Here is a 14,894-nt window from a genome sequence, read left to right as displayed (position 1 = left end):
CGCGGGATGGAGCAGCATGGTAGCTCGTCGGGCTCATAACCCGAAGGTCGTCGGTTCAAATCCGGCTCCCGCAACCAATTCTCTTTGTGAAAGAGAAAAATAACCAGCACAAGCTGGTTTTTTTGTATCTAAAATTCGTAATAACCCTCTGTAAAATCCTAACCAGATCACCATGGTAGCTCATCGGATTCAACGACCTATAAACAACCGATGAAAGCCATCAGTTCAAATCATCTTCAACAACAGCGTCCAAAATAAGATTTAAACTGATTAGCTGACATCAATGCATTTTTTGGATGTCAAATTTCGCCATAAAAGTGTCGGACAATATGACTCCTGCCATAGCACCAAAGGAAACGGTGAAAATCATGATGAAAGGTAGAGATTTCAAATAAGCGGAAGTCAGAACACCTTGACCGAACCAGTGCAGTAATAGACCAAGCATCATGACACCAAAAGCGAACTTATTCGCGGCAAAAAACATCGAGATTTCGAATGCCCACAACTCTTTATTTTCCTTAAATTGAGCGAAACCGAAATAGAGATAAAGCAGTAATGCCACTATAGCGAGAGTACAAATACTGAGTGCATAGCTTAATTGAGAAGCCCTAGCCAATACTTGATAGCCGATACGTATGGCATAAATACCGACACCCAACCAAAGTATCAGCAGCGGCAATAAAATGAGTCCCATTTTTATCCTTAAAAGTTGAGATAGACATACACTTAACACCTAAAGCGAGCTCTGAAAATGAGCGCTTAATACTATTCCAAGATCTCGGTTCGTAAAGTGAGATCTTGAAGTAAGTTCTTAAATTGAGCGCTTAGAACAAATTCTTAAAGTTAGTACTTGGAGTGCGTATTTAAAGTTCGTTCTTAGAGTGAGAGCCTTAAGTAACAGCTTAAATAGCATAGAGATCAGCATGTTATTTTAATCGCGCCATATGATACACACTGACAAACTCACCATTTCTAAAAGCAAAATCCTTCGACTCACCTTCCATTACAAAGCCAAACTTTTTATATAGACCAATTGCGGCATGATTATCGGTATAAACCGTTAATTCAATTCGTTTTATATTCATCCATTTATCGGTAAGCTCAAGCATCGCGTTAATCAAGGCACTGCCTATACCGCGGCCTTGCCAACTGTCTTTTACACCCATGCCAAAGGAGGCAACATGCCTACGGCGAGGTTGCTCATACACTTCAAAACCTAACTCACCGACAATTTCACCTTCAATCTCTGCGACATAACGATGAACATGATTCGATGTTGCAGCAAGACGCGCCTCCCATTTATCGGTCGATGGCAAAGGTAATTGCAAGGTACCGGCATAGGCATTTGGACAGGCATATACTGCTTGAATGGCTGCAGCGTCACTCTTCTCTGCATGCCTAATCGTAATATTTCCCAATGAGTCCCCTCCCTGGTTTTCAAATAAAAAAGACGTGGCCAATTCAACGTACACAGAACTAAGTACACTGGTCTAAGCCCAACGAATTGACTTAGGCATACTGTGGATCACAGTGATTAAGCAACTCAACCCGATTTTTATTAAACCGACTTTACGGATGAAGCTCACATAAGACAAGTATGAAATTTAAAAAACTATTGATAAACATGGATTTTATACAGATAGATATCAATCAATATAGGAATTGAATCAACCACCGCCCTGTCTCCATAACCCAGCCTCAACACCTAGGTTGAAACTCTGGGCAAATAAAAACCCGCTCAAGATAAGATCTTGGCGGGTTTATAAGATTCAAGCACTAAGGTGATAATCGAGTTGAATACTTCAGCCTTCAATTAATCCAATACAATCAATAATATGGTTCTAATATAAACTGTTTAATTAAAGTGGTAAACGACCATTAAAGGACAGCGCCAACGTAGTACTATCCACGTATTCCAACTCGCCACCCACTGGTACGCCATGGGCAATGCGGCTTATCATCACTTTGTGACGTCTGGCCATATCGGCAATAAAATGCGCTGTAGCCTCACCTTCTACTGTTGGATTTGTCGCTAAAATCAGTTCGGTGACATCACCCGATGCCAAATGGCGCTCGAGTAACGCTAAGCCTAACTCTTCTGGCCCTACACCATCGAGGGGCGATAAATGGCCTAAAAGCACAAAGTAACGGCCAGTGAAATGTCCACCCGCTTCAATGGCTAACACATCAGCCGGCGTTTCCACCACACAAATGGTGGAGGAGGTTCCGCGTTTATGGCTAGCACAGATCGGACAGAGGGTTTCTTCAGTGTAGGTTCGGCAAGACTGACAATGACCGACGTCACTCATCGCACTAGACAGCGCACTGGCTAATTTAAGCCCTGCTTTTCTGTCACGCTCGAGTAACTGAAACGCCATACGTTGCGCCGATTTAGGCCCAACCCCAGGTAAACAACGCAGGGACTGAATTAACTCATCTAACAATGGACTAAATTTCATCGGCTATCTCAATTAAAATGGCATTTTCATGCCTGGTGGTAATTGCATGCCACCAGTAACTTCAGCCATTTTAGTTTTTTGGTTTTCTTCGATTCGACGAGCAGCGTCATTACAGGCCGCAGCAATCAAATCTTCCAGCATTTCTTTGTCGTCTTCCATCAGGCTTGGGTCGATTTCGACTTTACGCACTGTGTGCGCGCCTGTCATAGTCACTTTCACCAAACCAGCACCAGATTCACCCACCATTTCCATACGGGCGATTTCTTCCTGCATTTTGGCCATTTTTTCTTGCATCATCTGGGCCTGTTTCATCAAATTGCCCATACCGCCTTTTCCAAACATAGTCATTTCTCTTCTATTAGGGTTAGTCGCAAGCATTAACGCGGCTAATCTTACTTAAATAAATGGGATTGGCAATCAATGCCGTTATCTTGTTAATAAACTTATGATCTCGATGCAGAGTTTCTCAGCAGCATCACTATAAATATGCACTCGAAGCCTAAATTTAAACCACAACGCTACAAATTAACGATGAAAATTTTACCCAAAGACTCGCCAATAATGGCTAACTCGCGGCCTCAGTTAACTCTGGTAACGCTTGTATTTGCTGACTGCGTAAATTCAACAACTCTGGCGGATACACTAGACTATCGGCATCGAGTTCGGCGCCCATACGTTGGATCAACCATTGCACATTATCATCATGAATCAATGATTGATGCGCTTGTTGCAGCAACTCTTGGTGGAAACGCTTACGTAACTCTAAGGGCGTTTCCCGCTGTTCATCGATTCCTATGACCACTTGTACCCGTCTTGGGTTCCCGAGCGCGGTAGTTAAGGCTTGCTCAAGCTGCACTATGGCAACATCGGCCGCTAAATGCTTCTGGTTTGGTTTAAGCAGCAACGGCAAAGGATCGCTCAAGGTTTGGCAGACAGAATTAACCGCCAGTTGCCGCACTCGCCCGCCGATCTCTAAGCTCGCCATCAACTTGTACCAATGTAAATCTAATGGATGACCGCTAATAGGTTGAGTCGAACTGAGCGCGACTTGTGTCTCCTGCGTGTGTTCCACTGTATTTGACGCATTTGTCAGTGCTGTTGTGCTAACCGAAGCAAACTCTGAGGCGGGTATTTCTTCTTGACGTACAGCCTGATTTTGAAGTATCTCCGACTTCAAACTTGATGCTGCGACCTGCCCGTCACTCTGGGATAGAGTGTCATCTTGTGCATGATTAGGTGCGTAACTCTCGCCTAAAAGGTCTTGAGCATGACTGGCTTGAACATTATTTATATCAGCAGCTTGCGCACTCACCGTCTGAATACTCTCAGTCTTATTACTATCGACTTGTGTCACTTCGATAGATTCAGCTTCAGGCGCTGCCTCCCAAGGCGGACGATCATATGTAGCAGACGGTTTGACAGGCTTCTCAGAGACAATTCCAGTTGAGATGACGACTGAAGATACTGCTTGGTGCAGCTCGATAGGCTCAAGATCTAAGTCGAAGTCATCATCAAAATCTATCGCTAAATCAGATGCTGGATCAACAGAAAATGCCACACTTGGCTGACTCACTTCAATTTTAGTAACCGATTTAGGTAAGGTTACACCATGTGATTTAGTGTTTGGTGTCTTAAGTTTTGAGTCCAATGGCGACTTTTTTTCATCACCGTCCTTAGCACTTAAGGCGTCAAGATCCGATAACAGTGAATCCCGCGCCGCCAAAACCGCCGAGAGAATATCATCATCGGCTAAGGATGCAGAAGCGGCTTGTTGTAGCGCTTGGTCTTGTATTGAATCTGATACTGAGGTCTGTGATTGAGTGAAGACTTGAGCCACAGGTGCTAACTGACGATCAGCAGAAGCTTGCATGCCTGCAGCGTTTGAAATACCTACAGAACTTTGAACATCAACAGAACTTTGAACATCAACAGAATTTATAGCCTCTTGCGAATCAAAGCCATGGTTAAAGTTATCATCATTATAAGTGCCAGAGGAGAAATCAGCATATGCGTCTTGATAGGAATCAAGTGGAGCTGACTCTAGGGCATAATCCCCTATCGCTGGATATGAATGCTCAGCTTCATTTCCATGAAGGCGATTGGCATCATGCCCTAGCTCAAACGTGTTGTTATCGAAGATGTTCTCTGCAGCAGGGTCTTTATCAGAAAGAGCTTTATCTACACTGTCACCACACTCAACCGCTGTTGAATTGACAGCAGTTTCAGGCTCTGCCGTATTCACTAGACTCGGTTCAGAAGCTGTTGTGACTAATTCAATTCCTTGAATATTCTGAGTATCAATACTAACAACCGATGCCTCGATACCAGCAACAGATTCTGAAATGTGTATAAAAGACGCTTGAACGGTTGATACCGTTTGAGATTTAGCCTCGGCATTCACTGTGCTGGTATTCAAGATGTCAGTGTTAAATCCCTGACTCTGGGCCTGACTTAAGATAATCGCCTGCTCAGCGATTAACGCCGCATCCGCTTCAAGTTCAGATCCAAACTCATGTTCTACTACATCGGCAAACTCACATGTCATCTCAACGGCAGCGGTTTGAACAGTTTCAGCTTGCTGACTCGCTACGGTGGGCTCAATTAATACCGTTTTTTTTTCAGCAGGCAGTTGTTCCGCAGTATGTGGCTCAGCAAACTTTTGTTCATTTACATCAGGAGCTTGCGCTATCGCAACTGGCGTTTGCCCTTCGGGTAAACTGATCTCAGCGACCGCATCAGGCTGCCAGCGCTTTACTGGCTTTTCCGGCACAAACGCCACAGCGCGTAATAGCGCCATCTCAAGACCCGATTTAGGATCCGGTGCATGGGGTAAGTCTTTGCGGCCTGTTAATAAAATCTGATAATAAAGCTGCACTTGTTCCGGCTTAAGCTGTTCGGCAAAGGCGCGAATTTGTGCGCTATACAAGGATTGCTGCGCGCAAGCGGGGGCAAATTGGGTCAAGGTAATTTGATGTAACAACTCAAGTAAACTGCGTAGCACTTCTTGGGCATCTGCGCCGTACGCGAGCACTTGGGCACAGGTATGCATTAACACACCAATATCGGCATCGGTTAAGGCATTAAGCAAGGCAACTACATGCTGCTCATCAATACTGCCAAGCATAGTTTGCACTTGGCCAAGCATCACATTACCGCCACCAAAGGCGATGGCTTGATCTGTCAAACTCAAGGCATCACGCATACTGCCATTGGCAGCTTTAGCCAGCAATTTTAGGGCTTCTGCATCAAAGGGAAACTGCTCTTGGGTCAAGATATGATTGAGCTGAGTGCCAATTTCAGCTTGGGTCAGGCTTTTTAAATTGAACTGCAAACAACGGGATAACACAGTCACTGGCAGTTTCTGCGGATCGGTTGTCGCCAGAAGAAATTTAACGTGCTCGGGGGGTTCTTCTAAGGTTTTTAGCAGTGCGTTAAAACTGCTGCGCGACAGCATATGCACTTCGTCGATGAGATAAACCTTAAAGCGGCCACGGGTTGGACGATACTGCACATTGTCTAACAGCTCACGGGTATCATCGACCTTAGTGCGAGATGCGGCATCGACTTCAATCAAATCGACAAATCGGCCTTGGGCGATTTCCACACAGCTGCCGCAAACACCACAGGGAGTCGCTGTCACGCCTTGTTCGCAGTTTAAGCCTTTGGCAAAGAGTCGCGCTAAACTGGTTTTACCAACACCGCGCGTTCCCGTAAACAGGTAAGCATGGTGTAAGCGCTGCTGGCTTAACGCATTGGTCAAGGCATGCAAAACATGGCTTTGGCCAACCATTTGATCAAATGTGGCAGGGCGCCATTTTCTGGCTAACACCTGATATGACATGGAACTCCCCAGAGTATGTGATACAAAAGCGGGAGCATGCGCCCCGAGAACTTTGAAAGATAACATGTCATGATTTGACATGCCATCAAACTATCCCAAGGCGCCTTTAGCTGCAGATTTATTCGCCTTCAAACTCACAAAGTTTAACCAACTCAAGCCCTAATGTGGTTAAACGTGCTTCACCACCTAAATCAGGTAATGAGATCACAAAGGCCGCATGTTTAACTTCACCGCCGAGTTGGCGGATCAGTTTAACGGTCGCTTCGATAGTACCGCCAGTGGCGAGTAAATCGTCAACAACGAGCACTTTGTCATTTGCGCTAATCGCATCAGTATGAATTTCTAGGCTATCGTGTCCGTATTCCAGTTCATAGCTTTGGCTGATGGTTGCACGCGGCAATTTACCGGGTTTACGCACAGGTACAAAACCGATACCCAATTCTAAAGCCAACGGTGCACCAAATAAGAAACCACGGGCTTCAGTGCCCACAATTTTGGTAAAGCCTTGACCACGATAATGTTCAACTAACAAGTCGATGGTCGCTTTATAGGCTGCTGCATTCTCAAGCAAACTGGTGACATCTCGAAATAAAATCCCTTCCTTAGGATAATTAGGAATCGTTTTAATGCTTTGCTTTATCAAGGATAAGGTTTCTGTATTCATAGCCATCATATTTGCTTAATAAGTTACTTAATCAATTCACCAACCTAGCGGTGGCGGTATAAAACAAAACGTCCACACTGGGTGGACGCATTGTCGAAAGTCGGACAAAGCTTATGCCGCTTTAGTTTTAGTTGCAACAATCACAATGCACAAGTGATGGAAAGGTTATCAATTTGTGCCTTAGATCAAACCCTGTTGGCACTCAGTTAAATAGCCTCAACAAGAACACGACTAAACTTTCAGTCACAGCACTTGAGCCCATTCAATCACTCAATCATCCCTCTATTTCAGGTATACCTTTAAGATACCAAAGTAGGATCAACGCCATGACAAACAGCAGGCCTTTTACCCAAAGGATAGGGACCACAATAATACTGAGACTAAAACTGAGTGCGCTAACTATCATGGCTTTGCGTTTCAATCCCTTACGCATTGCTCGCTGCTCTTGCCACTGGGTTAAGGCGTCGGCAAACCAGGGATGTGTCATCAACCAATGGTGTAAACGTTCACTCGAGCGGGCAAAGCAGAAGGCAGCAAGCAAGATAAAAGGCACGGTCGGCAATATCGGTAGCACGATACCGACTAAACCTAAGACTAAAGCGGTTAAGCCTAACAGTAAAAATAATCCGCGCTTTAATACCATAGGTTTAAATGCCCTTTATCGGAAAAACAAAAGCCACTCGAAGAGTGGCCAATAGGCTACGCGCTAGAGATTAACGCTCGCTTAAATTAAACCTAAATGCTTTAACCAAGACAGACTTGCTGGCAGAGTCGGCAACAGTAAAACTAAAATAAAACCAATAAAATACAAAAAATTAAATGGGTCTTTAAACGGCTGACTACTCATTACAGCTCCTCTAGTATGTGCAAGTATAAGTGCGCAGGAATCGTACAGTGATTGATATCACAAAACGGCCGACATTGTAGCGGTTTGTCAAATTAATAAAAACCCTCTAAATGTAGGGTTATTGCATTTATTTCGGCAATAAACCCAACCTTAAGACTGACGTCCGCGCACTATCCCTTTGGCCGCTAATTGCTCGAGTAACTGCATACAACCTTGCTCAATAATCTCTGGCGCCATTTGAGGGTAAGTGATTGTTAACCAATCAACTATCTCTTTAAAAACCGCTTGGCCTTGAGCTTGAAGAAATGCCAGCACCTGTGCGCTTAAGGGATTTAACTGTAGGAAACACACTTCGCAATCGGCATCTTGATAGAGACAAAAAAACACTAGCGTATCGAGTTGTTGCTGCGGACGATAATCCTGACGAATGTGCTGCACCTCAAAATGATACTGCGCTACCCTCGCCGTCTGCGACAAACATAAAGTCTGCGTCGACATTTGCGCTGAGCTGAGTTGAGATTCATCCTCACTCGCCTGTGCGACCGCGACGGCCAACTCTAGCCATTCATAGTGCGCTAATTCGAGCATAAAAACAGGATCATTCGCCGTGGGTTGATATTCCTGCTGTAAAAAATCTAAAAACTCGCCCGCGATGTCGATAAAAATCGGCGATTGGCAATCATGTTGACTGAAAAAACGCTGCACCAAAGTCAGCCATTCCTCCTCAGAATACAAACTTTTAAGCACGGGAAAGCCGTTCGACACAAATCCCAGCACATTATTAAAAAATAACTCGCGGTAAACCTGCATACGCCGGACATCAGTATCCGCGGGCAATGGCGAAGAGGGATCGCGGATATAATCGATAAAGGATTGCTGCACTTGCTTAAAATCCATTAGGCGCTCCTCTTTACGGCATGAGCACTATTTTGGGCATGGGAGCTGGACGCCGCCATTTGATAAGCGTGAATTTGATTTATCTCGAGCAACAATTCAGCGGTTGTCGGCAAATTAAAGTCACGCTCAAGCAACGTCGGTTTTACCCCATGCAAGGCATAACAGCGCTGTAATAATGTCCAGACGGGATCGTTAATGGCTGCGCCATGGGTATCAATGAGCAGATCTTCAGCTTGTTTGTAGTGCCCAGCAATATGTAGATAAGCGATGCGCTCCGTCGGCATGGCCTGTAAAAAGGCATCGGCATCGTATTGATGGTTTATCGAGTTCACATAGATGTTGTTCACATCCAGTAACATTTTACAATTGGCTTCTTGCAGCACGGCATTAACGAATTCAAGTTCTGTCATTTGCGCACCTGGAGCGGCATAAAAAGACACATTTTCTAAAATAAGCGGCCGCTCTAGAATATCTTCTACTTTCTTGACCCGCGCCGCCACATGCTTCACTGCAGCGTCGGTAAAAGGGATAGGCATTAAATCATATAAGTGACCTTGCCCTGAGCAATAACTTAAATGTTCGGAATAGACTTGGATTTGGTGTAAATCCATAAAGGTTTTGATATTTTTTACAAACGCGAGATCTAAGGGTTCAGGGCTACCAATGGATAAACTCAAACCGTGGCAGTAGAAAGTATGTTGCTCAGTCAACTCACGAAATTGGCGGCCAAATTTACCACCTAAGGTCATCCAATTCTCAGGCGCCACTTCAAAAAAATTAATAGCATCAGGCACCTGTAAACAAAATTCACTGAGCATTTCTCGCCTTAACCCCAGCCCTACCTGTGCCGTATTTTTTTGATCATTCATAGAACCTCACGAACGCTAACCTGTAATCGCTTAAGAATAAAACACAAGAGACCAGCGCTGGCTGGCCTCTTTAAGCTCAATTATCCCAATAACTGCAGGGATAAAACAAACCCGCTTTACTTCACTTCTTTTTTAACGGCTTCGACTTTAGCATCCACTTTTTCGGCGGTTTTCTTCATATCAGCGCCACATTTCGCTTCACCACACTTACCTTCATGGGCCTTATCAGCGGCTTTCTTCATGTCAGCACCGCATTTCGCTTCGCCACATTTCCCCTCATGAGCTTTATCTGCAGCCGCTTTTTTCATCTCAGCACCGCATTTAGCCTCACCACACTTACCTTCTTTGGCTTTTTCAGCGGCGGCTTTCTTCATGTCTGCGCCGCATTTGGCTTCACCACATTTGCCTTCTGAACCGACAATTTGATAGCCCGCATCCATAGCTTCAAAACCAAATGGGTTAGTTTGTGCATTGACAGCAAAAGCTGAACTCATCACAACTGAACCTAACGCTACTGCAACTGCTGTTTTTTTAACTGAATTCATAAATAATCCCTTCTTGTTTATTGAGTAATAATGACCAACAACAGTTTAAGTAGCTGGCTTACAACAAAAGACCTGCCTTATTTCGATTCTATTGCAAAAAATATCACTAAGTCACAGAAATGGTAAAAATATCCTGCTAGGACAATCAGTTTAGCTTGGATTTTATTTATTGGCGTACCTATTCATCCTCCTTCACAAGGCCACTTTGTAACTTAGGGCTGATCAGGTAGAATGCTCGCCCTTTGCAACTGATATGGGTTTACTGCAGTGCGTGTGATTTTGGCTCCAATGGAAGGCGTAGTAGACGCTTTGATGCGTGACATCCTATCGACCATCAATCCCTACGATTTGCTCGTCACCGAATTTGTGCGAGTGGTAGACCAACTGCTGCCTGAAAAGGTCTTTCTCAAACTGTGTCCTGAACTGCTCAACAACGGCAACACCCCTTCAGGTACGCCAGTACGAGTACAATTGCTTGGTCAAGAACCCCAATGTATGGGCGAAAATGCCCTACGTGCCATTGAGTTAGGCTCACACGGTGTTGATGCAAACTTTGGCTGTCCAGCAAAAATTGTTAACCGCAGTAAAGGTGGCGCCGTATTATTGCAATATCCTGAGAGTGTGCACGATATTGTCAAAGCCATGCGTCAAGCAGTACCAAAAGAGCATGCCGTAACGGCCAAAATACGTTTGGGCTATGAAGATAAGTCACTGTTTATGGAAAACGCCATTGCAGTGTATGAAGCCGGTGCAACTGAACTTGCCATCCATGCGCGCAGTAAAGTCGACGGTTACAGACCGCCAGCCTATTGGGAATACATCACCGAAGTACGCAAACGTTTGCCAATCCCGGTGATCGCCAACGGTGAAATTTGGAACAGTGACGATGCTAAGCGTTGTATCGAAGTCACGGGCTGCGACAGTATCATGATCGGCCGCGGGGCAATTTCATTGCCGAACTTGGCTGATACTATCAAGACAGGAGCCACTCCTTATACTTGGGCGCAAACCTTAGGGCTCATGCTCAGTTATACCCAAAGGGAACTCAATGGCCGTAAGAGTGACTATTATCCAGCCCGGATCAAACAGTGGTTCACCTATCTCAACCGTCAATATCCCGAAGCCGATACCTTGTTTAGGGAACTGCGAGTCTTTAAAACAACGGAAGAAATAGTCCGCGTATTAGAAACGGCGCAACGGAACTTATGCGACGAATAATCGCGACGATATGTGTGATAAAAGGGCTTTTGCCGTAGCACATATAATGCGATAAGAATGAAGTACTTTTTCGATTTTTAACGGCTAAAAAACCGAAAATGTGGCAGATACTTGATCTTTATCATAGTCGTTGATAGTGGAACTATTAGACTGGACGCCTAGAGTCAAATGAAATAGGCGATTTTACGTGAGCACCACCCATATCAGACATGAATTGTCAGAGCTTGAAGCTAATCTAAGGAAAGAAATAGGCGCGCTCCCTCTGTTCCTCGAAGCCATAGGGGAGCATTACGCTAGCCTGAGTCTGGCAGAATTAATTGATAAATTGGCTCAGACACCACTGGCTGAACACCCACTATTTTGCCGATTAAATAAACTTGATGCCGCCTTTTGCCAGCTCGACTTAGGTCTCTACGGTCTTTGCTCGGATTGTGAGGCAGAAATTGAAAGCGAACGCTTAAGCCAAGATCCCACCGAACAACGCTGCACCTCCTGCGCCGAGCATTATCAGCATGAACACCGCCACGAACTGCGCCTCACGCATTGATAGCGCTCATTCGACATCCAGTAAACTGACTTATAAGCAAAAAAACCTCCGCAAGCGGAGGTTTGAGTTATCCAGGGAGGGCGGACAACCTAAAACTTCTGGTTTATTCTCAGGTAATACGTTCTACCTAACACATCATATAAACCCACATTCACATCGCGATAATCGGCATAGGTGTAATAGTTTGGTGTTTCAGCATCAAACACATTATTCACCCCTACTGTGATAGAGCCGTTATAAGCATGGGTATAACCAAACTGAATGTTATGTTTAAAGTAATTATCGTAATCAACATAACGGTCGGTTTCTTCTAACTCGTTGAAATAACTTGCTGATTGACTACCAATATAAACAACTGTCCATGCGGCAGAGAAATCATCGTATTTCCAACTGGTCGCAAAGTTACCGCGCCAATCGGGCGAGTCAGTCGACCCTGCGTAGTCGATCATGTCTGCTTCAGCGTTATCCTGCTTTTTAAAATCAAGCACATGAGTTAAATCCAGTTTAAAATTGAAATCCCCAAAGCCTGTTTCTAAGTTATAAGCCGTAACAAAATCGATACCTGAGGTCTCAACTGTAGCTAAGTTACGAACTCCGGCTTCAATATATTCAATCTTGCCATCAGGACCGCGCGTCACATAGGGAGAAGAACCATTCTTGATTTCATCACGCAGGATATCATCCACATCAATTGACTCAATTTTGTTGTCATAGGTGATTGAGTAATAAGATAACTCCAAGTTCCATGCGTCAGTAACATTCCAAACGCCGCCAAAGGTTAACGAGTTGCCCTCTTCAGCCTCTAGATCAGGATTCCCTCCATACCAGGTTTTGTGTTGATTATTAGTCGCGCAATATATGGCATCCACGTTACCAGGTTCATTACACCATAAAGAATCAACACCCTTCTCAAAACTCAAGGATTGAGACGAGAACATTTCGCTCATATTCGGCGCACGGAATGAGTCACCATAGCTAGCACGCAGTAATAACGTGTCTATAGGACGCCAGCTTAAACCAAACTTAGGCACCACGGCATCGAAGGTCGATGAATTAACGACTTCCCCCTGAGGCCCTGTGAGAGTTCCTTCCTGCTCATAGCGCTCATAACGTACTGCGGCAGAAAACTCAACATTCGCGGGTAAGCCAACTTGGAGTTCCAAATAAGCGGCACTACGGTCACGCGTGGCATCCACATCATCACCACCCGAACCGCCGGAGATAATACCCGCGGCCGATTCTGGATCACTGGTTTGCTTAAACTTGATCATTTCATATTCAAGACCACCGACCATAGCGACCGAAAGATCACCGTCATCGAGCAGTAAGGTCGAAGCAAGACCATCCAATTGAGTACTTTCAAATTTGCCCTGATAAACCCCAGTATGCGCAGCTTTACGATACAGATCTGTCATCTGTTGATCCCACTGCTCATAACTCATGCCAGAGGTATTGAAAATATCATATTGCTCTGAATCAATTTCTTGCTGAATAATATCGTCATTGAGTAAATTATAGTTAAAACTATTTGTCGTCGATGTTGCGTGCTGGGCATTTAATTCCCAGTCGATACCATTCCCTGAATCTATTGTACCAACAAAGCCACCTAGAATATCAAAGTTGTTGGTTTCAGTTAATGTATCTCGCTCGCCAAGTTGCGCGCCTCGCATAGAAATCACTAATTCTTCGCCAACTGGATTAAACTTATTATCGGCACTCATCACAGGGGTATTCGTTGATACTGGCGTACCCGCATAACGGGTTTCAGTTTCTGCTAATGAAGCAGAAGCACGGCCTCGGAATTTTATATTCTCAGAAATCTCATAGGAGAAATTAGATAACAGCGAATTACGAGTTTGATCGCCAAATAACTTAGTGACATTACCATGATTATATAAACAACGACCATCACCTGAGTCTATGGTATTTTCCGTTTTTTCACATATATCTGAATTACTATACCAGCTACCATTGCCTGGTCCATATTTACCGTTTGGTACTGAGCTATATCCACTATATGCGTTATAACTTGAATCGTCCATTCGCCAAATATCACGATCCATTACCGCTTTAGTATCATAATATTCATAGGTTAGCGTGATATTGCCTTTATCAGTATTAAAGCCTGTTGCAAGTGATAAACGGTTGGCATCGCCTCCTTCCACACTTGGCTGCTCAGTGCTGTAATCAAACTGAAACCCTTCAAACTCCTTCTTAGTGATAATGTTTATCACGCCCGCAACCGCATCGGAACCATATACTGCCGAGGCGCCATCGCGCAGGATTTCAATACGCTCCACGATAGCCATAGGGATAGAAGATGTATCGGCCACAGAGCCAGAGCTCGAACTAGTGCCCGGCATACGGCGTCCATCTAATAACACTAATGTCGCAGACGATCCTAAACCACGTAAATTGACATCACTGGTTGAGCTTGCTCCTGATCCATAGCCAGAAATACCACGCCAAGAACCAAAGCTGTTTATCGCAGAGTTATTCAATACGTCAGCAACGGTTTTTTCACCCGTCATGGCAATATCCGCAGCATTAATGACAGTCACGGGTGAAACAGTTTCCATATCAACTTGTTTAATACGAGAACCCGTCACTTCAATGCGTTCAACTTTCGCATTTTCTTCTGCCGCATTTACCGCTGCAGAAAAGCCTATTCCAGAAAAAACCACACTGCTTGTCGCCACTGTAATTAAACTAGTACGAACAGCTTTGGCCGTTAAACTTAAATAGCGCATTAATCTCTCCTTGAGGTAAATAAAACCCTATGTTTGTTATTTTTATATTTGGCAAGCGAACTCTATTTCGCTGTAGGGATAATGTTAATGCGCAACATCTAAGTCAACCATTAAAAACAATTAATCTCAAATCAAAACAAATTGACACAAAATAAATCAACTTGAATATAAGATATCCGGATATACATCATGGGGTTAAGCAATGCAGACCTGTTGAATATATTAAATATTTAATTTGATACAATAAATATCAATTG

General features: G+C 44.3%; 14 protein-coding genes and 1 tRNA gene. 3 read left to right on the top strand and 12 right to left on the bottom strand.

Annotation, left to right across the window (positions count from 1 at the left end):
• Positions 1-77 (top strand) — tRNA-Met (locus HGO26_RS20070).
• Between the two features lie 203 nt (positions 78-280).
• On the opposite strand, the gene HGO26_RS20065 is transcribed toward HGO26_RS20070, so the two are convergent.
• The 11 genes from HGO26_RS20065 to HGO26_RS20020 form a co-directional block, all read right to left on the bottom strand.
• Entirely contained in the window at positions 281-694 is a 414-nt protein-coding gene (locus HGO26_RS20065) for a hypothetical protein (protein ID WP_168827452.1), read from the bottom strand.
• 232 nt (positions 695-926) lie between these two features.
• A complete protein-coding gene (locus HGO26_RS20060) occupies positions 927-1,418 on the bottom strand; it encodes a GNAT family N-acetyltransferase (protein WP_028759632.1) in 492 nt (163 codons plus the stop codon).
• A 441-nt stretch (positions 1,419-1,859) separates the two neighbouring features.
• Positions 1,860-2,459: a recombination mediator RecR gene (recR, locus tag HGO26_RS20055; protein ID WP_028759631.1), complete on the bottom strand. Its 600-nt coding sequence runs from the start codon at positions 2,457-2,459 to the stop codon at positions 1,860-1,862.
• Between the two features lie 12 nt (positions 2,460-2,471).
• Entirely contained in the window at positions 2,472-2,801 is a 330-nt protein-coding gene (locus HGO26_RS20050; RefSeq protein WP_028759630.1) for a YbaB/EbfC family nucleoid-associated protein, read from the bottom strand.
• 223 nt (positions 2,802-3,024) lie between these two features.
• The gene (gene dnaX / locus HGO26_RS20045; protein WP_168827449.1) at positions 3,025-6,381 is read right to left on the bottom strand and encodes a DNA polymerase III subunit gamma/tau; all 3,357 of its coding nucleotides are present in this window, start codon (positions 6,379-6,381) and stop codon (positions 3,025-3,027) included.
• A 37-nt stretch (positions 6,382-6,418) separates the two neighbouring features.
• On the bottom strand, positions 6,419-6,970 hold the full coding sequence (apt, locus tag HGO26_RS20040; protein ID WP_211085974.1) for an adenine phosphoribosyltransferase: 552 nt from the start codon (positions 6,968-6,970) through the stop codon (positions 6,419-6,421).
• Positions 6,971-7,238: 268 nt separating this feature from the next.
• Positions 7,239-7,607, bottom strand: a complete 369-nt coding sequence (locus HGO26_RS20035) for a YbaN family protein (RefSeq protein WP_028759627.1) — start codon at positions 7,605-7,607, stop codon at positions 7,239-7,241.
• A gap of 81 nt (positions 7,608-7,688) precedes the next feature.
• Complete coding sequence (locus HGO26_RS22485) at positions 7,689-7,811, bottom strand: hypothetical protein (RefSeq protein WP_006082086.1); 123 nt, start codon at positions 7,809-7,811, stop codon at positions 7,689-7,691.
• 150 nt (positions 7,812-7,961) lie between these two features.
• Positions 7,962-8,708 carry an HvfC family RiPP maturation protein gene (locus tag HGO26_RS20030; protein WP_168827445.1) on the bottom strand — a complete coding sequence of 249 codons (747 nt, stop codon included), beginning with the start codon at positions 8,706-8,708 and terminating at the stop codon, positions 7,962-7,964.
• Complete coding sequence (locus HGO26_RS20025; RefSeq protein WP_168827443.1) at positions 8,708-9,577, bottom strand: HvfB family MNIO-type RiPP peptide maturase; 870 nt, start codon at positions 9,575-9,577, stop codon at positions 8,708-8,710. Before HGO26_RS20025 ends, HGO26_RS20030 begins: the two co-directional genes overlap by 1 nt.
• Positions 9,578-9,693: 116 nt before the next feature.
• Complete coding sequence (locus tag HGO26_RS20020) at positions 9,694-10,122, bottom strand: HvfA family oxazolone/thioamide-modified RiPP metallophore (RefSeq protein ID WP_028759624.1); 429 nt, start codon at positions 10,120-10,122, stop codon at positions 9,694-9,696.
• Between the two features lie 267 nt (positions 10,123-10,389).
• On the opposite strand from HGO26_RS20020, the gene HGO26_RS20015 reads away from it, so the two are divergent.
• Together HGO26_RS20015 and HGO26_RS20010 are read left to right on the top strand one after the other, a co-directional pair.
• The gene (locus tag HGO26_RS20015) at positions 10,390-11,340 is read left to right on the top strand and encodes a tRNA-dihydrouridine synthase (protein WP_105253104.1); all 951 of its coding nucleotides are present in this window, start codon (positions 10,390-10,392) and stop codon (positions 11,338-11,340) included.
• 187 nt (positions 11,341-11,527) lie between these two features.
• Positions 11,528-11,887: a TraR/DksA C4-type zinc finger protein gene (locus HGO26_RS20010; protein WP_028759621.1), complete on the top strand. Its 360-nt coding sequence runs from the start codon at positions 11,528-11,530 to the stop codon at positions 11,885-11,887.
• Between the two features lie 89 nt (positions 11,888-11,976).
• Here HGO26_RS20010 and HGO26_RS20005 read toward each other — a convergent pair whose 3' ends face one another.
• The gene (locus HGO26_RS20005; protein ID WP_168827441.1) at positions 11,977-14,637 is read right to left on the bottom strand and encodes a TonB-dependent receptor; all 2,661 of its coding nucleotides are present in this window, start codon (positions 14,635-14,637) and stop codon (positions 11,977-11,979) included.
• Positions 14,638-14,894: the final 257 nt, after the last annotated feature.

This window comes from Shewanella oncorhynchi (genome assembly GCF_012584455.1).
Classification (GTDB): domain Bacteria; phylum Pseudomonadota; class Gammaproteobacteria; order Enterobacterales; family Shewanellaceae; genus Shewanella; species Shewanella oncorhynchi.
Note: the sequence above shows the minus strand (reverse complement) of the source record. Positions and strands in the feature narration are given on the sequence as shown.